The organism is Nocardioides aquaticus, from assembly GCF_018459925.1.
In the GTDB taxonomy this organism is placed as follows: domain Bacteria; phylum Actinomycetota; class Actinomycetes; order Propionibacteriales; family Nocardioidaceae; genus Nocardioides; species Nocardioides aquaticus.
This window is the reverse complement of the sequence record NZ_CP075371.1, coordinates 4,257,702-4,277,147: the sequence shown is the minus strand read 5'-3', so window position 1 is coordinate 4,277,147 and position 19,446 is coordinate 4,257,702. Positions and strand designations below refer to the sequence as shown.

Genomic DNA, 19,446 nt, shown 5'->3' with positions numbered 1-19,446 from the left:
ACGCTCGCTTCGCCCGCTCCTCGACCAGCGGGGTTGCGCCCGCTCCTCGACCTCCGGGGCGTCACCAGCGTGAGGTGTTGACCTCGAAGCCCGGCTCGATGCTGCGCATGTAGACGGTGTCCTCGCGGCGGCGGACGCCGCAGGTCACCCACTGCTCGTGCAGCACGGCCAGCTTGTCGCGGTCCAGCTCGACGCCCAGGCCGGGGCCGGTCGGCACGTCGACGGCGCCGTCGCGGAACTCCAGCACGCCCGGGACCAGGAGGTCCTGGGTCTTCCAGGGGTAGTGGGTGTCGCACGCGTACGTCAGGTTCTCGCTCGAGGCGGCCAGGTGCACCATCGCGGCGAGGCTGATGCCGAGGTGGGAGTTCGAGTGCATCGACAGGCCCAGCCCGAAGGTCTCGCAGATGCCGGCCAGCAGCGCCGAGCGGCGCAGGCCGCCCCACAGGTGGTGGTCGGACAGCACGACCTGGACGGCGTCGGCGGCGATCGCGGGCGGGAGGTGCTCCATCGCGATCACGCACATGTTCGTGGCCAGCGGGAGGTCCGTCCGACGGGCCACCTCGGCCATGCCCGGGATGCCGGGGGTGGGGTCCTCGAGGTACTCGACCACCCCGGCCAGCCGCTCGGCGACCTTCACCGACGTCGCCGGGGTCCAGCCGCCGTTCGGGTCCAGACGCAGCGGGTGGTCGGGGAAGGCCGCGCGCAGCGCCTCGACCGCCTCGCACTCGACCTCGGGGGCGAACACGCCGCCCTTGAGCTTGAGCGAGGTGAACCCCCAGCCGTCGACCATCCGGCGGGCCTGGGCCACGATCCCGTCGGCGTCCAGCGCCTCGCCCCACGCGTCGGGCTCGTGGCCGGGGTGGGCGGCCCACTTGTAGAACAGGTAGCCGGCGAAGTCGACGCGGTCGCGGACCCTCCCGCCGAGCAGGTCGCTCACCGGCACGCCGGCCCGCCGGGCCTGCACGTCGAGGCAGGCCACCTCGAACGGCGAGTAGACCGTCTCCAGGGCGGAGTCGACGTCGAGCATCCCGCCGAAGCTCATCCCGGCACCGCCGTCGCCGGCGGCCAGGACCTGCGCGACGAGTCGGCGCAGGCCGGTCAGGTCGTACGGGTCGTGCCCGCCGAGGCGCGCGGCCACGGCCTGCAGGCGACCCAGCTGGGTCTCGTCCCCGTACGTCTCGCCGAGCCCCAGCAGACCGTCGTCGGTGTGCACCTCGACCACCGCGCGCAGCGCCCACGGCTGGTGCACGCCCACGACGTTGAGCAGGGGCGGGTCGGCGAAGGCGACCGGGGTGACGACGACGCGGCTGACCCGCGACCTGCTCCCGCCGAGGCCGGTCACCGCGGGGGCTTGACGGCCAGGATCGGCACGTCGAGGTCGAGCAGCAGCCGCTGCGCGTCGCTGCCCATGACCAGCTTGCCGACCGGCGAGCGGCGCTTCACGCCGATCACCACCAGCCGCGCGTCGTTGGCCTCGACCGCCGAGCTGAAGGCGGCGACCAGGTCGGCGCCGTGGTCGGCGCGGTCGACGCGCAGGGTCACGTCGAGGGCCCGGGCCCGCTCGACCAGCCCGGCCTCGGTGGCCTCGTCGACGAGGTGGCCGTCGACCAGCTGACCGCGGCGGGGGCTGTTCAGCAGGACCACCTCGTCGCCACGGGCGGCGGCCTCGTCGAGTCCGGCGGTGAGCGCGGCCTCGCCGCGCGGGGTCGGCACGTAGCCGATCAGGATCGTCATCGCAGGCTCTCTTCACGATCGGGAGTGGGGGGGGAGGCGGGCCCGGAGGGTCCGCCGGCTCGGGTACGTCGGGCCAGCAGCTTGCGCAGCAGCGGCAGCAGGATCACCAGGACCAGGAAGGCGAGGATCGTCCCGGAGATCGGGCGGGTCACGAAGCCGGTCGGGTCGCCGCCGAAGATCAGCAGCGAGCGGCGGATGCTGTCCTCGACCAGGGCGCCGAGCACGAAGGCCAGGACCAGCGGGCCGGGCTCGAAGCCGACCTTCTTCATCAGGTAGCCGATGATCCCGAAGACGATCATCACGAAGATGTCGAAGACCGAGTTCCGGATCGTGTAGACGCCCAGGATCGTGATCAGGGCGGTGATCGGCGCGAGGATCGCGGGGCGCACCCGCAGCACGCGGACGAAGACGCCGACCAGCGGGATGCTGAGGATCAGCAGCATGATGTTGCCGAGGTACATCGAGTTGATGACGCCCCAGAAGACGTCGGGGCGCTCCTCGAGCAGCTGCGGCCCGGGCGTCACGCCCAGCACGAGCAGTGCGCCGAAGAGGATGGCCATCGAGGCGTTGGCCGGGATGCCGATCGTGAGCAGCGGGATGAAGGAGGAGGTCGCCGCGGCGTTGTTGGCGGTCTCGGGGGCGGCGACGCCCTCGATCGCGCCGCGGCCGAAGCGCGAGGGGTCCTTGGCGCGCTTCTTCTCCGCGGCGTAGGCGACCAGCGAGGCCATCACCGCGCCGCCGCCGGGCAGGATGCCGAGGAAGAAGCCGATCACCGAGCCGCGCCCGATCGCGCCCGAGGACTGCTTGAGCTCGCCGCGCGAGGGCCACACGTTGGCGACCGGCGCGGGCGCCTGGACCTTGCCGTGGCGCTGCTCGAGGTTGTGCAGGATCTCCCCGACGCCGAAGAGGCCCATCGCGACGACCACGAAGTCGATGCCGTCGGAGAGCTGGAGGCTGTCGAAGGTGAAGCGGCTGGCGCCGGTGAACCCGTCGCGGCCCACGGTGGCCAGCAAGAGTCCCAGGGCCGCGGCGACCAGCGCCTTGATCATGTTGCCGTTGCCGACGGTGGCGACGAGCAGCACGCCGAGCAGCGCCAGCGCGGCGTACTCCGGCGGGCCGAAGTCGAGGGCGAAGCCGGCGACGACCGGGGCCAGGAAGGTCATCCCGACGATGGCGACGGTGGCCCCGACGAACGAGCCGATCGCGGCGATGCCGAGGGCGGTGCCGGCCTTGCCCTGCTTGGCCAGCGCGAACCCGTCGAAGACGGTGACCACGCTCGAGGCCTCGCCGGGCAGTCGGAGCAGGACCGAGGTGATGGTCCCGCCGTACTGCGCGCCGTAGTAGATGCCGGCCAGCATGATGATCGCCGAGACGTCGGGGACGTTGTAGGCGACCGGCAGCAGGATCGCGATCGTGGCGGCCGGGCCGAGGCCGGGCAGCACGCCGATCAGCATCCCGATCAGGACACCGAGCAGGACGTAGAACAGGTTCGCGGGTTGCACGGCGACGGCGAAGCCGTCGAGGAAGGCGTTGACATCCATGCGGGGACTCCGTGGCCGTCAGAAGAGGTGGGGCAGCGGGATGCTGAGCCCGTAGAGGAACAAGAGGTAGAACGCGACGGTGGTCCCGAGCGCGACCAGCACCGTCGAGCGCCAGGTCTCACCGCCCAGGAAGCGCAGCCACACCAGGCACAGCAGGAACGACGGGATCTCGAAGCCGATCACCGGCATCAGGAACGCCATCCCGAGGAAGGTCGCCGCGCCCGCGAACGGCAGCAGGCTGGAGCGGGTGAAGGCCTCCGCGTCGTCCAGGCCGCGGCCCACCACGAGCAGCAGCACCGACAGGCCGGTGACCAGCACGCTGGTCGCGAAGGGCCACAGGCCGGCGCCCGGCTCGGTGAGCGAGCCGAGGCCGTAGCCCAGGCTCATCACCATCCCGGTGACGCCCAGCGCGACCCCGACCAGCGCCGCGACGACCTGGTACGCCGGTCCGCCGGCGGGAGGCTTCTCGTCCTCGAGGTCACGGGCGACCTCGGCCTGGAGCTCCTCCAGCACGTCCGGCTCCGGCGACCCCGAGGTGCCGGGGACGCCACCGGGGGCGTTCGGCCCGGTCGGTGGGGTGGTGCTCATCGTCGGCTCCTCGGGGTCGAGCGGGGCGTACGGGGAGTGCTGCGGGGCGACCGGTCAGGTCAGGACGCGCTGCCGAGGCTGATGCCGTACTCGTCGAGCAGGTCGGCGTAGCGCTGGCCGTCCTCCTCGAGCATGGTGACGATCTCCTCGCCGGAGACCTCGAGCGGGGCGAGGTTGTTCTGCTCGTTGAACGCCTGGTAGTCCTCGGTCGCGAAGGTCTCCTCGAGTCCGCCGGCCAGGGTGTCGATGACGTCCTGCGGGGTGCCGGCCGGCACGGTCAGGAAGCGGTACTGCGAGACCTCGACCTCGAGGCCCTGCTCGGTGGCGGTCTCGACGTCGGGCAGCGACTCGACGCGCTCGGGGCCGAAGACGGTCAGCGGGGTGAGCTTGCCGGCCTCAATGTTCTCGATGGCCTCGCCGATCTGCAGCGCGGCCGCGTCGACCTGGCCGCCGAGGACCGCGGTCAGGGCCGGCGCACCGCCGTCGAAGGGCACGTCGGTCGCGTCCACGCCGAGGTCCCCGAAGAGCAGCGCCTGGGCGACCTGCGAGCCGGTGCCGACGCCGGTGGTGCCGTACTTCAGGGAGTCGGCGCCCTCGAGGTCCTCGATGGTCTGGTACTCGCTGTCGGCATTGGTGACCAGGACGTAGTCGTCGCGGGAGACGCCGCCGACGACCTCGAAGTCGTCGATGTTGGTGACCTCGTCCTCGGCCACGGCGAGCGGGGTGATCGCGAAGAGGGAGGCGTTCTGGACCGCGATGGTCGAGCCGTCGGGCTCGGCGGAGGCGACCTCGGCGGCGGCGAGCGCGCCGTTCGCGCCGGAGGCGTTGATCACCGGGAAGGACGCGTCCAGCGCGTCGGACAGCCCGGTGGAGACCTGGCGGCTGATCAGGTCGCTCGAGCCGCCCGGGTCGGCGCCGACGTACATCTCGACCGTGCCCGAGGGGTAGGAGCCGCCGTCGTCGCTGCCGCCGGTGCTGGTGGAGACGCCACCGCAGGCGGAGAGGAGGAGGGTGGCGGCGGTGGCGGCGCCCGCGAGGCTGAGGGTCGTCCGGTGGCTGGCCATGGGAATCACTCCTGGAGTCATCTGCGCCCGGGATGTGGACCCGGGTCCGCTGAACCGGTCGCTGTGGCCGGCGTCACTGACGGTACGAGTCGCCAGCGATGCGTGTCCAAGAGAGTTCCGGCATTGCTTGATACCGTCGCAGCATGGACGTCACGCTGGACCAGGTCCGCTGCTTCGTGGCCGTCGCCGAGGAGCTGCACTTCGGTCGGGCCGCCGAGCGGCTGAAGATGACGCAGCCCCCGCTCTCGCGCCAGATCCAGAAGCTGGAGCGGATGGTGGGCGCCCAGCTGCTCGACCGCGACAACCGCCGCGTCGCCCTGACTGCCGCCGGCACCGCGTTCCTCGAGGACTGCTACCGCCTGGTCACCACGCTCGACGAGGCCGTCGCGCACGCCCGCCGGGTGGAGGGCGGCTGGGCCGGGACCCTGCACCTGGGCTTCACCGCGGTCTCGGCGATCGGGGTGCTCGGCCCCCTGCTGGGCAAGCTCGGGCGCGAGCTGCCGTCGGTCGAGGTGATCCTGCACGAGCGGGTCACCGGCGGGCAGGTCGACGGGATCCGGCGCGGCGAGATCGACCTGGGGCTGGCTCGGCCGCCCTTCGACACCAGCGTCCTGTCGTCGCGCGTGGTGGCGCGCGAGCCGTTGCGGGCCGTCGTCGCCCGCGACCACCCGCTGGCCTCCTCCCGCGGCCCGCTCGGCCCGGAGGACTTCGACGGGGTCCCGGTGATCGGCTACCACCCGACCTCGGCGCGCTACTTCCACGAGATGACCGTGCGCTTCCTGGTCAACGGTCACTCGCGCATCGAGCAGCACGTGCAGCAGGTCCTCACGGCCGTCATCCTCGTCGCCGCCGGCCAGGGCGTCGCGTTCGTGCCGGCCAGCGCGGCCGCACTGGGTGTCGAGGGCGTGGTCTTCAAGCCGCTGACCGGCCTCGGTGGAGGTCATCCCGACTCCGACCCGGCCCGCCCGGTGGAGCTCCACGCGATCTGGGCGCGGGGCGCGATGAGCCCGATGCTGCGCCAGGTGCTGCACCTAGTGCAGCGCTCGGCCCAGGAGATTGACGATGCTCTGGGTGAATGAGTGGATGCCCATCGAGTGTTGGACGGGCATCGTGGCGGCTGCCTAGCGTGAGCGGCGGAGGGCGACGGTCGTCACTCCGCACGAGAGGAACCCACCGTGGCGCACGTGACCCCCGACGAGCTGGCCGGCACCCTCGGCAGCGGCCTGCTGTCCTTCCCCGTCACCCACTTCCGCGAGGACGGTGAGTTCGACGAGGCGGCCTACCGGGAGCACCTGTCCTGGTTGAGCACCCACCCGGTCGCCGGCCTCTTCGCCGCCGGCGGCACCGGGGAGGGCTTCTCGCTGACCCCCGCCGAGACCGACCGCGTCGTGCGTGCCGCCGTGGGCGCCGTCGACGGCGCCGTGCCGGTCCTGGCCCCCGCGACCGGCTCCACGGTGAACGCCGTCGCCCAGGCCCGCGCCGCCGAGGAGGCCGGCGCCGACGGCCTGCTGCTGATGCCCCCGTACCTCACCGAGGCCAGCCAGGAGGGGCTCGTCGACCACATCACCGCGGTCTGCGAGGCCAGCTCGCTCGGCGTGGTGTTCTACAGCCGCGCCAACGCCGTGCTGCACGCCGACGCCCTGGAGCAGGCCTGCGAGCGCAACCGCACCCTGGTCGGCTTCAAGGACGGGGTGGGCAACATCGAGCAGATGACCCGGACCTACGCCCGGATGGGCGACCGGCTGACCTACATCGGCGGTCTGCCCACCGCCGAGGTCTTCGCGCTGCCGCTGCTCCAGCTCGGCGTGACCACCTACTCCTCGGCCATCTTCAACTTCGTGCCCGAGTTCGCGCTGGCGTTCTACGACGCCGTCCGTGCGCAGGACCAGGACCGGGTCTACGCCATGCTGAACGAGTTCGTCATCCCCTACACCCAGCTGCGCGACCGCCAGCAGGGCTACGCCGTGTCGATCGTCAAGGCCGGCATGACGGTCATCGGCCGTCCCGCGGGCCCGGTCCGCACCCCCCTGACCGACCTGAGCGAGCTCGAGCTCGCGACCCTGACCGACCTGGTCAAGCGCATCGGAGGAGTCCCCGCGTGACGTCTGCAGACAGCACCCCCAGCACCCCCAGCACCCCCGCCGTCCCCACCTCGGTCCGGGGCGTCTCCGTCGTGGCCGGCGAGGAGCTGACCGGCACCGCCGGCACGCTCCGCGCCCGGGCTGCGGCCACCGGCGCCGAGATCGGCCCGGAGTTCGGGCTGCTCGACCTCGATCAGCTCGACCGCGCGGTCGCCGCCGCGGCGGACGCCGCCGCGACCTACCGCGCCACCACCCCGGCCGAGCGCTCCGCGCTGCTGACCGCGATGGCCGAGGAGATCGAGGCCGACCGCGACGACCTGGTCGCCTGCGCCGTGGCCGAGAGCGGCCTGCCCGAGGGCCGCATCGCGGGCGAGGTCGGCCGTACCACCGGGCAGCTGCGCCTCTTCGCCGGGGTCGCCGCGAGCGGTGACCACCTGGGCGTACGCCTGGACCCCGCGCTGCCCGAGCGCACCCCGCTGCCCCGCGCCGACCTGCGTCAGCGCTGGGTCCCGCTCGGCCCGGTCGCGGTGTTCGGGGCCAGCAACTTCCCGCTGGCCTTCTCCACCGCCGGCGGCGACACCGCCTCCGCGCTGGCCGCCGGCTGCCCGGTCGTGGTCAAGGGCCACCCGGCCCACCCGGGCACCGGCGAGCTCGTCGCCCGCGCGGTCGCCCGGGCCGTGGCCCGGGTCGGGCTGCCGGCCGGGACCTTCTCCTTCGTGCTCGGCGCCGGCAACGAGTTCGGCGCCGCGCTGGTCGCCGACCCGCGGATCAAGGCGGTCGGGTTCACCGGCTCCCGCGCCGGCGGCCTGGCCCTGGTCGACGTCGCCCGCGCCCGTCGCGAGCCGATCCCGGTCTACGCCGAGATGTCCTCGGTGAACCCGGTCGTCGTGCTCCCCGGCGCGCTCGCCCGGCAGGACCCGGCCGCGCTGGCCCAGGCGTTCGTCGGCTCGCTGACCCTCGGCTCCGGCCAGTTCTGCACCAACCCGGGCCTGGCGCTCGTCCCGGCCGGCGAGGCCGGTGACGCGTTCGTCGCGGAGGCCGGCCGCCGGATCGCCGACGCCACCGGTCAGCGGATGCTCACGCCCGGCATCGCGGAGGCGTACGCCCGCGGCGTCGCCGACCTCGCGGGCGCCGACGGCGTCGAGCAGGTCGCGACCGGCAGCGAGGGCGGCGAGGGCGCCCCCGCCCCCGCGCTCAGCGTCGCCGACTGGCAGCGCGCCGCCCACGCGGCCGAGCAGGAGGTCTTCGGCGCCTCGGGCGTCGTCGTCCGCTGGTCGGACCTCGACGAGCTGCTCACCATCCTGCGCGGCGTGGAGGGCCAGCTCACCGCGACCGTCCACTGCGACGTCGAGGACGCCCAGGACGCCGCGCAGGCGCGCGCGCTGCTGCCGGTGCTCGAGGACCGCGCCGGACGCATCCTCTTCAACGGGTGGCCCACGGGCGTCGAGGTCGGCCACGCGATGGTCCACGGCGGCCCCTTCCCGGCCACTTCGGACTCGCGGACCACGTCGGTCGGCTCGCTCGCGGTCGAGCGCTTCCAGCGCCCGGTCTGCTACCAGGACGTGCCGGCGGGCCTGCTGCCCGCGGCCGTCGCCGACGACAACCCGTGGGGCCTGACCCGTCGCGTCGACGGGGTGCTCGAGCTGGGGGGCCGCGCGTGAGCGTGACGGTCACCGGCATCGAGGTGGTGCCGGTCGCCGGCCACGACTCGATGCTGCTCAACCTGTCGGGCGCCCACGGCCCGTACTTCACCCGCAACATCGCGCTGGTCACCGACTCCGACGGCCGCACCGGCCTCGGGGAGGTCCCCGGCGGCGAGGCGATCAAGCAGACCATCGAGGACGCCGCGGACGTGCTCGTCGGGCAGCCGGTCGCCCGGTTCCGCTCGCTGCTGCGCGAGGTCGCGGCCCGCTTCGCCGACCGCGACGCCGGCGGGCGCGGGCTGCAGACCTTCGACCTGCGCACGACGGTGCACGCCGTCACCGCGCTCGAGTCGGCCCTGCTCGACCTGCACGGCCAGGACCTCGGCGTCCCCGTGGCCGAGCTGCTCGGCGACGGCCAGCAGCGCGACGCGGTGCCGATGCTGGGCTACCTGTTCTTCGTCGGCGACCCCGACCGCACCGACCTGCCCTACCTGCGCGAGCCCGACGGCGCCGACGACTGGGAGCGGCTGCGGCGCGAGGAGGCGATGACCCCCGACGCCGTGGTCCGCCTCGCCGAGGCCACCGCCGCGCGGTACGGCTTCCGCGACTTCAAGCTCAAGGGCGGCGTGCTGCCCGGGGCCGAGGAGGTCGAGGTCGTCCGCGCCCTCCACACCCGCTTCCCGGACGCCCGGATCACCCTCGACCCCAACGGCGGCTGGCTCCTCGCCGAGGCCGTCGAGCTGTGCCGTGACCTCGGCGACGTGCTGGCGTACGCGGAGGACCCCTGCGGCGCCGAGGGCGGCTTCTCGGGGCGCGAGGTGATGGCGGAGTTCCGCCGTGCCACCGGGCTGCGGACCGCGACCAACATGATCGCCACCGACTGGCGCCAGCTGGCCCACGCGGTGCGCGAGCACGCGGTCGACATCCCGCTGGCCGACCCGCACTTCTGGACGATGGCGGGCTCCGTCCGGGTCGCGCAGCTGTGCCACGAGTTCGGGCTGACCTGGGGCTCGCACTCCAACAACCACTTCGACGTCTCGCTGGCGATGTTCACCCAGGTCGGCGCCGCCGCCCCGGGTGAGATCACCGCGCTGGACACGCACTGGATCTGGCAGGACGGCCAGGGCCTGACGACCGCGCCGCCGCAGGTCGTCGACGGCGAGATCACCGTGCCGACCGGTGGCGGCCTGGGCGTGCAGATCGACCGCGACCGGCTCGCGGCCGCGCACGAGCTCTACGTCGAGCACGGCCTCGGCGCCCGCGACGACGCCGTGGCGATGCAGCACCTCGTGCCGGGGTGGGCCTTCGACCCGAAGCGTCCCTGCCTGGTGCGCTGAGCGGGCGCCGGCTCCACGCCCCCGGGACGTCATGCGGCCCGGTCCGCGGCCGGGCGCGCCGAGGTATGACGTCCGAGGCGCCGGGGGTCCGGGCGGCGCGCTGGGTCGGCCTGGGAGGATGGGGCCGTGCCCGCCGCTGACGCCCGCCCGCGCCAGGTGACCTGGTCCGCGGCCATCATCATGATCGGCTCCGCCTTCATCCTGCTCTCGGCGTGGCAGGTCGTGGCCGGGATCGGCACGCTGGACACCCGCGAGGGCGTCGAGGAGTTCCTCGCCGACGCCCCCGGCGACGGGCTCGGCCTCAGCGTGGGCGCCGCCCTGGACGTCCTCCGTGTCACCGCGATGGCCGCCGCCGCGCTCGCCGTGACCACGGGGATCCTCGGCTGGCAGGTGCTCCTGAAGTCCAGGAGCGCGCGGATCGTGCTCAGCGCGCTGGCGCTGCCGGTCTTCGTCGCCGGCACGGTCACCGGCGGCCTGATCTCCGCCGTGGTCGTCGCCTCGGTCATCACGCTGTGGCTGAGCCCGGCCCGCGAGTGGTACGCCGGGCTGCCGATCCCGGACCCGCCCGCCCGCCGACCGCGCGGGAAGGAGGCGACGCCCACCCCGCAGCAGCAGGCGTTCCTGCCCCCGACCCAGCAGCCGGCCCAGCAGCCGGCCCAGCAGCCGACCGGCTACCCGGCGCCGCAGGCGGGGGAGCAGGGCGGGCGTCCCGCGCCGTACGCCCAGCCGTTCGGCGAGCCGGTGCACCACCAGGTCCCCGGCCAGCAGCCGGCTCACCCCGGGCAGCGGCGGCCCCGGCCGCCGGCGCTGATGGTGGCCTGCCTCGTGTCGTGGTCGCTGTGCGCGCTGACGCTGGTGCTGGCGATCGGCGGCGGTGCCCTGCTGTGGGCCTCGCCCGACGTCGTGGTCGACGCGCTCCGCGAGCAGGACCCCGCGGCGCTCGAGCAGGGGCTGTCGCTGCGCGACATCCAGGTCGCCAGCACGGTCATGTTCGGGATCCTGGCGGTGTGGTGCCTCGCGGCGATCGTCGCCGCCGTCCTGGCGGTGCGCGGCTCGGTCGGCGGGCGGTGGACGCTCTTCGGGTGCGCGGCCGGCGCGGCCGTGCTCGCCCTGGGGTTCTCCCTGGGCTCCCCGGCCTTCCTCGTCCCGCTCGTCGGCTGCGTGCTGGTCGTGGCGCTGCTGATGCGGCCCGAGGTCCGAGCCTGGCGCTGAGCGCTGTGGTTCAGTTCTGCCATGAGTGATCCGCAGAACCCGTACGGCTCGTCGCAGGACCCGTACGGCCAGCAGCCGGCCCAGCCGAGCCCCTATGGCCAGCCGAGCCCCTACGGCCAGCCGAGCTCCTACGGCCAGGCGCCGCAGGACCCGTACGCCCAGCCGAACCCGTACGGGCAGCAGCAGTACGGCCAGCAGCAGTACGGCCAGCCGTACGGCGGTTACGCCCCGAGCGGCCCGCGCCGGCGACCCGGCACGGTGACGGCCGCGGCGATCACGACCTTCGTGCTGTCCGGCCTGATGGTGCTGGTCTTCGGCATCTCGATGATCGCGGTGGCGGTGGCCGGCGACGAGATCGCGCGCGAGTTCAACCGCGGGTTCCAGCAGGGCTCGGGCATGGAGGGGTTCTCCGGGTCCGGGGTCGCCACCGGCCTGGTCATCGGCCTGCTGGTGTTCCTGGTGTGGTCGGTGATCGCGATCGTGCTCGCCGCGCTGGCGATGAAGGGCCGCAACTGGGCGCGGATCACGCTGGTCGTCTCCGCCGTGATGGCGGCGCTGTTCTCGCTGCTCGCCATCACGTCGCTGTTCTCCGTGATCTGGCTGGTCGGCGCGGTCGCGGTGATCGTGCTGCTCTTCACCGGCGGTGCCAACGAGTGGTACGCCGAGCAGTCGCGCAAGGGCGCGCCCACCGCCTGACCGGCGACCCTCAGCCGGGCCCCGCGAGGTCGGCCCCGGCCAGGCGGGCCAGCGCGTCCTCGAGCACCTCGGTGCGCTTGCAGAACGTCCAGCGCACGAGGTGCCTGCTGGCGTCCTCGTCGTCGTAGAAGAACGCCATCGGGATCGCCACGACGCCGGCGCGCTCGGGCAGCGCGGCGCAGAACGAGCGTGCGTCGGGCCAGCCGAGGGCCCGGGTGTCGGTGACGGCGAAGTAGGTGCCCTCGGGCACCCGGACGTCGAGGCCGGTACGCGCCAGGCCGGCGCACAGCAGGTCCCGGCGGCCCTCGAGGTCGGCGGCGAGCAGGCGCGGGAAGTCGGACTCCTCGTCCAGGGCCCACGCCACGGCGGGCTGCAGGGGAGCGCCGGAGGTGAACGTCAGCCACTGCTTGGCCGAGACCAGCGCCCCCACCAGCGCGGCCGGGCCGGTGGCCCAGCCGACCTTCCAGCCGGTGAACGACCAGGACTTGCCGACGCTGGAGATGGTCAGGGTCCGCTCGGCCATCCCGGGCAGGGTGCTGATCGGGACGTGCTCGTGGCCGGTGAAGACGAGGTGCTCGTAGACCTCGTCGGTGATCACGACCAGGTCGTGCTCGACCGCCACGGCGGCGACGGCCTCGAGCTCGGTGCGGGTGAGCACCGTGCCGGTCGGGTTGTGCGGGCTGTTCAGGAGCACGTACCGCGTCCGCGGGCCGACCGCGGCGCGCAGCTCGTCGACGTCGAGGCGGAAGTCCGGGGCCCGCAGCGTCACCGGGCGGCGCATCCCGCCGGCCATCTGGATCATCGCCGTGTAGGAGTCGTAGTAGGGCTCGAGGACGACGACCTCGTCGCCGGGGTCGACCAGGCCGAGCACGGCCGCGGCGACGGCCTCGGTGGCCCCGGTGGTCACCGCGACCTCGGTCGTCGGGTCCAGCGTGATGCCGTAGTGGCGCTGCTGGTGCCGGGCGACCGCCTCCCGCAGCGCGGGGACGCCCCAGCCGGGGGCGTACTGGTTCGCACCGTCCTCCATCGCCCGCGCCGCCGCGGCCACGACCGACGCCGGCCCGTCGACGTCGGGGAACCCCTGCCCGAGGTTGACCGAGCCGGTGCGCAGCGCCAGCGCCGACATCTCCGCGAAGACGGTGGGCGGGATGCCCGCGAGGCGGGCCGCGGGCCGGATCGTCGGGCGTGCTGTCGGCGGCATCGGCCCACCGTAGCCGGGCCGTCGGGTGCGGCAGGATGGCCCGCGTGACCACAGACGACCCCGCTGCCGATCCCGCCGTCGACCCCGCGCTGGCCGCCGACGTCGACGCCTGCTGCCGCCTGACCGGGGAGTTCACGCTGCGCTCCGGGCAGGTCGCGAGCGAGTACTTCGACAAGTACCTCTTCGAGTCCGACCCGTTCCTGCTCGGCCGGGTCGCCCGGGCGATGGTGCCGCTGCTGCCCGACGGCACCGAGCTGCTCGGCGGGCTGGAGCTCGGCGGCGTCCCGATCGCCACGATGGTCTCCACGATGACCGGCCGCCCGGCGCTGTTCGTGCGCAAGAAGGCCAAGGAGTACGGCACCTGCAAGCTCGCCGAGGGTCCCGACGTCGCGGGGCGCCGGGTGACGCTGGTCGAGGACGTGATCACCACCGGCGGCGCCGTCCGCGACGCCACGAACGCCCTGCGCGCGGCCGGCGCCGTGGTCGAGGTCGTGGTCTGCGCGATCGACCGCTCGCCCGCGGGGGAGAACCCCCTGGCCGATGTCGGGCTCGAGGTCCGCGCGGTGCTGACGAAGGCCGAGCTGGACGCCGTCCGGGCGGGTTGAGCGCCGACCGCCCGGCGTACGGTGTGCGCATGTCGCCGATCCGTGGCCCCTTGCTCCTCCTCGCGCGCAGCGGCCGGGTGAAGCGCCTGGTCAGCACGATGCCGGTCTCGGCCGGGATCGTGCACGGCTACGTGCCTGGCGAGGACACCCCGGCGGCGGTGCAGGCCACCGCCGGCCTGGTCGACGACGGGCTGCGGGTGACGCTGGACTACCTCGGCGAGGACGTCACCGACCGCGCCCAGGCCGACGCGACCGTGGAGGCCTACCTCGACCTGCTGCGCGAGCTGTCGCTGCGCGGGCTGACCCGGCACGCCGAGGTCTCGGTGAAGCTGTCCGCGATCGGCCAGGCCATCCCGGACGCGGGCGCCGCCAAGGTCGCGATCGAGAACGCCCGCACCATCTGCCGCGCCGCCCGCAACGCCGGCACCACGGTCACCCTCGACATGGAGGACCACACCACCACCGACCGGACGCTGGCCGCGCTGCGCGAGCTGCGCCAGGACTTCCCCGAGACCGGGGCCGTGCTGCAGGCGATGCTGCACCGCACCGAGGCCGACTGCCGGACGCTGGCGCACGAGGGCTCGCGGGTGCGGCTGTGCAAGGGCGCGTACGCCGAGCCGGCCGAGGTCGCCTTCACCGACAAGGTCGACATCGACAAGTCCTACGTCCGTTGCCTCAAGGTGCTGCTGGCCGGCCAGGGCTACCCGATGATCGCCACGCACGACCCGCGGATGATCGACATCGCCTCGTCCCTGGCCAGCCGCTACGGCCGCGCGCAGGGCACCTACGAGTTCCAGATGCTCTACGGCATCCGACCCGACGAGCAGAAGCGCCTGGCCGAGGACGGGGAGTCGGTGCGCACCTACGTCCCCTACGGCGTGGAGTGGTACGGCTACCTGATGCGTCGCCTGGCCGAGCGGCCGGCCAACCTGGCCTTCTTCGCCCGGTCGCTGGTCTCGAAGTCCTGAGGAGGACGGTTCCGTGGTGCAGGACAAGCAGACCGCCATCATCGGCGCCGGGGTCATGGGCGAGGCCCTGCTGTCGGGACTGGTGCGCGCCGGGCGCCGCGTCGACCGGCTGCTGGTCGGGGAGAAGCGGCCCGAGCGCGCCCAGGAGCTCGAGGACCGGTACGGCGTCGCCGTGGTCGGCAACGCCGACGCGGCCGCCCGGGCCGACACCGTCGTGCTGGTCGTGAAGCCGCAGGACATGGCCGACGTGCTCGCCGAGCTGGCCGGGAGCCTGCGCGCGGGCCAGCTGGTCGTGTCGCTGGCCGCCGGGATCACCACCTCGTTCATCGAGTCGCGGGTGCCCGACGGGGTCGCGGTGGTGCGGGTCATGCCGAACACCCCGGCGCTGGTCGACGAGGGCATGTCGGCGATCTCGCCCGGCTCGCACTGCTCCGAGGACGACCTCGCCGAGGCCGAGCAGATGCTGCGCTCGGTCGGCAAGGTGCTGCGGATCCCCGAGCGGCAGCAGGACGCGGTCACCTCGATCTCCGGGTCCGGCCCGGCGTACATCTTCTTCGTCGTCGAGTCGATGATCGAGGCCGGCGTGCACCTCGGCCTGCCCCGCGCCACCGCCACCGACCTGGTGATCCAGACCGTCGTCGGCTCGGGCCGGATGCTCCAGGAGACTGGCACCCACCCCACGGTCCTGCGCGAGCAGGTCACCTCCCCGGGCGGCACCACCGCCAGCGCGCTGCGCGAGCTCGAGGTCAACGGGGTGCGTGCGGCGTTCCTGGCCGCCATGGAGGCCGCGCGCGACCGCTCCCGCGCCCTCGGCCAGTAGCCGAGATGACGCTCGCGGACAGCCGAGATGACGCTCGCGGCGCGTCGAGGTGACGCTTCCGGACACCTCCCTGGCCCCGTCACCAGGCAGGCGTCAGGATGACGGCATGAGCGAGCAGCCCGACGTCCGGTTCTGGTTCGACCCCGTCTGTCCCTTCGCGTGGATGACGAGCAAGTGGGTGCGCACCGTGCAGCGCCAGCGCGGCGACACCGTCGAGTGGCGGTTCATCTCGCTGCGCCTGCTGAACGCGCACGTCGACTACGACAGCCACTTCCCGCCGGAGTACGAGGCCGGCCACACCGCGGGGCTGCGGATGCTCCGCGTGTGCGCCCAGGTGCGTGACGACCACGGGCCCGAGGCGGTGGCGCGGCTCTACCCGGCGCTGTCGTCCCAGGTCTTCGAGGTCGGCCCCGACCACTACGACCCCACCGACCTCGACGCGCTGGTCCGCAGCGCCCTGGTGGAGGCCGGGCTGCCCGAGGACCTCGTGCGCCACCTCGAGGACACCGACCGCGACGCGCAGATCCAGGCCGAGACCGACGAGGCCCTGGCGCTGACCGGCAAGGACGTCGGCACCCCGATCCTGCACGTCGCCCCGCCCGAGGGCGCAGCGTTCTTCGGGCCGGTGATCAGCCGGCTGCCCAGCGACGAGGACGCCCTGCGGCTGTGGGACCACGTGGTCGGCCTGGCCACCTTCCCCGGGTTCGCCGAGCTCAAGCGGAGCCTGCGCGAGCGTCCGCAGCTGCCGTCCTTCGGGGTCACCGAGCAGGAGGCCGGCCAGGCCGAGGACTGGCACGCCGGCAGCCGCCGCCAGAAGAAGTGACCGGCGAGGGCGGCCTGCCCTGGGTCTGGGGCGCCACGGCCGACGAGGCGTCCCGGCGCTACCCGGCCGACGACGTGGTCGCCGCCCGCGCCCCCGGTCGGCCGCTGCTGCGGATGACGCGCGCGGTGACGGCCGACGCCCCGCCGGACACCTGCTGGCGGTGGCTCTGCCAGCTCGCCGTCGCGCCCTACTCCTACGACCTCGTCGACAACCTCGGCCGGCCGAGCCCGCGCACCCTGACCCCGGGCGCCGACCGGCTCGTGCCCGGGCAGCGGATGGTCAAGGTCTACGAGCTGCTCGAGGTCGACGAGGGCCGCTCCTGGACCGGAGTGACGACCACGGCCGGCAGCCTGCCGTTCGGCCCGCTCGCCGCGACCTACGCCGCCGAGCCGGTCGTGGGCGGGGACGCGAGCGGGGACGCGAGCGGGGACTCCCGCGGTACGCGTACCAGGCTGGTCTGCCGGATGACGCTGCCCGGCGGCGGACCGCTCGTCCGTGCCAAGGCCTCCGCGCTGGCCTGGGGCGACGTGCCGATGGTGCGCAAACAGCTGCGGACGCTGGCGGCGTACGCCGGCTCGGGTGGCGCGGCGTCAGACGGCGAGGGCTGAGCCCACCAGCGCCACGACCGCGCCGAGGGTGCGGACCCGGTCGGCGAGGAGCAGGGAGCGTACGAGTCCCGGGTCCGGGCCCTCCCGGCCCAGCCGGCCGTGCGTCGGCGCGGCGCGGACCGCGGTGACCAGGGCGGCGAGCGCGTTGCCGGTCAGCGCCACCCACGCCCAGCCCTGCGGCCCGGTGGCCAGCGTCCACACGCAGGCGGCCGCGACCAGCAGGTAGAGCGGCGCCACGACGGCGCCGATCCGCCGCGAGTGCGCGTCGTGGCGGGCGGCCCACTGGCGCGGCGACCCGCGGGCCACGTCGGCCAGCGCGGGGTAGACCACGACGGTGACCACGACCGAGAAGCCGGCGTGCGCGGCGCTCGCGGCGAGGAGCGCGGTCGTCGGGTCCACGGGGCGACGCTAGCCGGTGCGAGGTCGGGCAGACTGCAGCGATGGAGACCTACCGCACGCCCGACGACCGGTTCACCGACCTCGCCGACCTGCCCGCCGGGACGACCTGGGAGGCGGAGTACGCCGACGTCACCGACCCCGACGGCGGCACGCTGCGGATGGCGTACGTCGACGTGCGCCCCGACGGCTGGCGCGACGGCGCGGCGACCGTGCTGATGCTGCACGGCGAGCCGACGTGGTCCTACCTCTACCGCCACGTCGCGGCGGAGGTCGCGGCCACCGGCGTGCGCTGCGTGGTGCCGGACCTGGTCGGCTTCGGCCGCTCGGACAAGCCGGTGTCCTCGCGGGACCACTCCTACCAGCGCCACGTCGACTGGACCCGCGAGCTGGTCCTCGACCGCCTCGGCCTCGGGCGGCCGGACGCCGGCGAGCTCACCCTGCTCGGGCAGGACTGGGGCGGGCTGATCGGGCTGCGCCTGGTGGCCGAGCACCCCGACCGCTTCACCCGCGTGGTCGCCGCCAACACCGGTCTGCCGACCGGCGACGTCGACATGCCCGAGGTGTGGTGGCAGTTCCGCGCGGCAGTGGAGAAGGCCGAGGTGCTCGACGTCGGGCGCCTGGTCGCCTCCGGCTGCGCGCGCGGGCTCGACGCGGGCGTGCAGGCGGCGTACGACGCGCCGTTCCCCACCGAGGAGTCCAAGGCCGGCCCGCGCGCGATGCCCTCGCTGGTCCCGACCCGGCCCCACGACCCGTCGACCGAGGCCAACCGCGCGGCCTGGGCGGCGCTGGGGGAGTGGCGCGCGCCGTTCCTGACCGCCTTCGGCGACTCCGACCCGATCACCGGGGCGATGGCGCCGGTGCTGCAGCGCCACGTGCCCGGTGCGGTGGGCCGCGAGCACCCGACGCTGGCCCGGGCGGGGCACTTCCTGCAGGAGGACGCCGGTGCCGAGCTGGGCCGGGTCGTGGCCGCGTTCGTCCGGACCGTCACGCCGTAGCCTCCCGGCCCCACAGCCGCAGAGCCGCGCATCCGCCGGAACCGTCAACTCGAGGCGCCGCGAGCGTCATCTCGGCTGTCCGCGGGCGTCATCTCGTCACAGGCCGAGCGCCCGCTCGACCGCGGCCAGGACCGGCGCGGTGACCTCGCGGCAGCGCTCCTCGCCCCGGGCGTAGACCGCGTCGACGTGGTCGGGCGCGGCGAGCAGCTCGGCGTACCGCCGCTGCACCGGGTCCAGGACCGCCACCACGGCGTCGGTGACCGCCTTCTTCAGCGCGCCGTAGGTCGTCACGCCGTCGGCCGACCCGCCGCAGGCGACGAGCACCTCGAGCAGGTTGGTGACACCCGGCTTCGTGGCGCGGTCGGACCGCACCGCGTCCGCGCCGATGTCGGAGTCGGTGACCGCACGGGCGACCTTGCGGCGCACCACCGCGGGCGGGTCCAGGAGCCGGACCACCCCGCCGTCGCCGTCCGCGCCGACCGACTTGCTCATCTTCGTGGTCGGTCGCTGGAGGTCCATCACCCGCGCCCCCGCCGCCGGCACCACGACCTCGGGCACGACGAGCACGGGCCCGTACGCCCGGTTGAACCGCTGCGCGAGGTCCCGCGTGAGCTCGACGTGCTGGCGCTGGTCGTCGCCCACCGGCACCTGCTGCGGTGCGTGCAGCAGGATGTCGGCCGCCATCAGCACGGGATAGGTGAACAGCGAGGCGCGCGTCGACGGCTCCGCACGGCCCTTCTCCTTGAACTGCACCATCCGGCCGAGCTCGCCGGTGGTGGCCACGCACTCGAGCAGGTAGGTCAGCAGCCGGTGGGCCGGCACGCGGCTCTGCACGAACAGCGTGCTGCCGTCGAGCCCGCAGGCCAGCAGGAGCACCGCCAGCTCACGGGTCCGGGCGCGCAGGAGGGCCGGGTCGTGCGCGGTCGTCATCGCGTGCAGGTCGGCGACGCCGACACGGGTGTCGTACGCCTCCTGGCGCGCCGCCAGCGGGCGCAGCGCGCCGAGCAGGTTGCCGAGGGTGAGGTGTCCGCTCGGGGTGAGCAGGGAGAGCTGGGTGGTCATCGGGTCCTCCGTGGTGGGTGCTGCCCACGGGAGGGTCCGGAGTCACGCGTACGGCCGCCTCGTGGGCGG

The 19,446-nt window shown here is 74.1% G+C and carries 20 protein-coding genes; 12 read left to right on the top strand and 8 right to left on the bottom strand.

The genetic code is table 11. The features are described 5' to 3' along the window. Window positions 1-61 precede the first annotated feature (61 nt). The 5 genes from ENKNEFLB_RS20770 to ENKNEFLB_RS20750 are packed head-to-tail and all read right to left on the bottom strand — an operon-like array spanning window position 62 to window position 4,927. Window positions 62-1,342, bottom strand: coding sequence for an enolase C-terminal domain-like protein (locus ENKNEFLB_RS20770; RefSeq protein ID WP_214057084.1), 1,281 nt, complete (start codon window positions 1,340-1,342; stop codon window positions 62-64). After that, a complete protein-coding gene (locus tag ENKNEFLB_RS20765; protein ID WP_214057083.1) occupies window positions 1,339-1,734 on the bottom strand; it encodes a universal stress protein in 396 nt (131 codons plus the stop codon). Before ENKNEFLB_RS20765 ends, ENKNEFLB_RS20770 begins: the two co-directional genes overlap by 4 nt. Next, entirely contained in the window at window positions 1,731-3,275 is a 1,545-nt protein-coding gene (locus tag ENKNEFLB_RS20760) for a tripartite tricarboxylate transporter permease (RefSeq protein ID WP_214057082.1), read from the bottom strand. The genes ENKNEFLB_RS20765 and ENKNEFLB_RS20760 overlap by 4 nt, the downstream gene beginning before the upstream one ends. Window positions 3,276-3,293: 18 nt before the next feature. Then, a complete protein-coding gene (locus tag ENKNEFLB_RS20755; RefSeq protein ID WP_214057081.1) occupies window positions 3,294-3,863 on the bottom strand; it encodes a tripartite tricarboxylate transporter TctB family protein in 570 nt (189 codons plus the stop codon). Window positions 3,864-3,922: 59 nt separating this feature from the next. Then, window positions 3,923-4,927 carry a Bug family tripartite tricarboxylate transporter substrate binding protein gene (locus ENKNEFLB_RS20750; protein WP_214057080.1) on the bottom strand — a complete coding sequence of 335 codons (1,005 nt, stop codon included), beginning with the start codon at window positions 4,925-4,927 and terminating at the stop codon, window positions 3,923-3,925. 143 nt (window positions 4,928-5,070) lie between these two features. On the opposite strand from ENKNEFLB_RS20750, the gene ENKNEFLB_RS20745 reads away from it, so the two are divergent. From ENKNEFLB_RS20745 to ENKNEFLB_RS20720, 6 genes are all read left to right on the top strand, one after another. Then, the gene (locus tag ENKNEFLB_RS20745) at window positions 5,071-6,006 is read left to right on the top strand and encodes a LysR family transcriptional regulator (RefSeq protein WP_214057079.1); all 936 of its coding nucleotides are present in this window, start codon (window positions 5,071-5,073) and stop codon (window positions 6,004-6,006) included. 96 nt (window positions 6,007-6,102) lie between these two features. Next, window positions 6,103-7,029: a 5-dehydro-4-deoxyglucarate dehydratase gene (gene kdgD, locus ENKNEFLB_RS20740; RefSeq protein WP_214057078.1), complete on the top strand. Its 927-nt coding sequence runs from the start codon at window positions 6,103-6,105 to the stop codon at window positions 7,027-7,029. Beyond that, window positions 7,026-8,669, top strand: a complete 1,644-nt coding sequence (locus ENKNEFLB_RS20735; RefSeq protein WP_246535708.1) for an aldehyde dehydrogenase (NADP(+)) — start codon at window positions 7,026-7,028, stop codon at window positions 8,667-8,669. Before kdgD ends, ENKNEFLB_RS20735 begins: the two co-directional genes overlap by 4 nt. Beyond that, the gene (locus ENKNEFLB_RS20730; protein ID WP_246535707.1) at window positions 8,666-9,988 is read left to right on the top strand and encodes an enolase C-terminal domain-like protein; all 1,323 of its coding nucleotides are present in this window, start codon (window positions 8,666-8,668) and stop codon (window positions 9,986-9,988) included. Before ENKNEFLB_RS20735 ends, ENKNEFLB_RS20730 begins: the two co-directional genes overlap by 4 nt. A 126-nt stretch (window positions 9,989-10,114) precedes the next feature. Next, window positions 10,115-11,200 (top strand): proline-rich domain-containing protein, encoded by a 1,086-nt coding sequence (locus tag ENKNEFLB_RS20725; RefSeq protein ID WP_214057077.1) that lies wholly within the window; start codon window positions 10,115-10,117, stop codon window positions 11,198-11,200. Between the two features lie 21 nt (window positions 11,201-11,221). Then, on the top strand, window positions 11,222-11,896 hold the full coding sequence (locus ENKNEFLB_RS20720; protein ID WP_214057076.1) for a hypothetical protein: 675 nt from the start codon (window positions 11,222-11,224) through the stop codon (window positions 11,894-11,896). Between the two features lie 10 nt (window positions 11,897-11,906). Here the strand turns inward: ENKNEFLB_RS20720 and ENKNEFLB_RS20715 are convergent, their stop codons facing one another. Beyond that, window positions 11,907-13,097 carry a pyridoxal phosphate-dependent aminotransferase gene (locus ENKNEFLB_RS20715; RefSeq protein WP_214057075.1) on the bottom strand — a complete coding sequence of 397 codons (1,191 nt, stop codon included), beginning with the start codon at window positions 13,095-13,097 and terminating at the stop codon, window positions 11,907-11,909. 44 nt (window positions 13,098-13,141) lie between these two features. On the opposite strand from ENKNEFLB_RS20715, the gene pyrE reads away from it, so the two are divergent. From pyrE to ENKNEFLB_RS20690, 5 genes are all read left to right on the top strand, one after another. Continuing rightward, window positions 13,142-13,702: an orotate phosphoribosyltransferase gene (gene pyrE, locus ENKNEFLB_RS20710; protein ID WP_246535706.1), complete on the top strand. Its 561-nt coding sequence runs from the start codon at window positions 13,142-13,144 to the stop codon at window positions 13,700-13,702. Window positions 13,703-13,731: 29 nt separating this feature from the next. After that, complete coding sequence (locus tag ENKNEFLB_RS20705; protein WP_214057073.1) at window positions 13,732-14,670, top strand: proline dehydrogenase family protein; 939 nt, start codon at window positions 13,732-13,734, stop codon at window positions 14,668-14,670. Window positions 14,671-14,683: 13 nt separating this feature from the next. Next, entirely contained in the window at window positions 14,684-15,490 is an 807-nt protein-coding gene (proC, locus tag ENKNEFLB_RS20700) for a pyrroline-5-carboxylate reductase (protein WP_214057072.1), read from the top strand. A 106-nt stretch (window positions 15,491-15,596) separates the two neighbouring features. Next, on the top strand, window positions 15,597-16,313 hold the full coding sequence (locus ENKNEFLB_RS20695) for a mycothiol-dependent nitroreductase Rv2466c family protein (protein WP_214057071.1): 717 nt from the start codon (window positions 15,597-15,599) through the stop codon (window positions 16,311-16,313). Continuing rightward, the gene (locus ENKNEFLB_RS20690; protein WP_214057070.1) at window positions 16,310-16,921 is read left to right on the top strand and encodes a hypothetical protein; all 612 of its coding nucleotides are present in this window, start codon (window positions 16,310-16,312) and stop codon (window positions 16,919-16,921) included. The genes ENKNEFLB_RS20695 and ENKNEFLB_RS20690 overlap by 4 nt, the downstream gene beginning before the upstream one ends. Here the strand turns inward: ENKNEFLB_RS20690 and ENKNEFLB_RS20685 are convergent. Then, on the bottom strand, window positions 16,904-17,320 hold the full coding sequence (locus ENKNEFLB_RS20685; RefSeq protein WP_214057069.1) for a hypothetical protein: 417 nt from the start codon (window positions 17,318-17,320) through the stop codon (window positions 16,904-16,906). The genes ENKNEFLB_RS20690 and ENKNEFLB_RS20685 overlap by 18 nt on opposite strands. A 41-nt stretch (window positions 17,321-17,361) precedes the next feature. On the opposite strand from ENKNEFLB_RS20685, the gene ENKNEFLB_RS20680 reads away from it, so the two are divergent. Further along, window positions 17,362-18,315 carry a haloalkane dehalogenase gene (locus ENKNEFLB_RS20680; protein ID WP_214057068.1) on the top strand — a complete coding sequence of 318 codons (954 nt, stop codon included), beginning with the start codon at window positions 17,362-17,364 and terminating at the stop codon, window positions 18,313-18,315. Between the two features lie 96 nt (window positions 18,316-18,411). Here ENKNEFLB_RS20680 and trpS read toward each other — a convergent pair whose 3' ends face one another. Further along, on the bottom strand, window positions 18,412-19,377 hold the full coding sequence (gene trpS, locus ENKNEFLB_RS20675) for a tryptophan--tRNA ligase (protein WP_214057067.1): 966 nt from the start codon (window positions 19,375-19,377) through the stop codon (window positions 18,412-18,414). Window positions 19,378-19,446 lie beyond the last annotated feature (69 nt).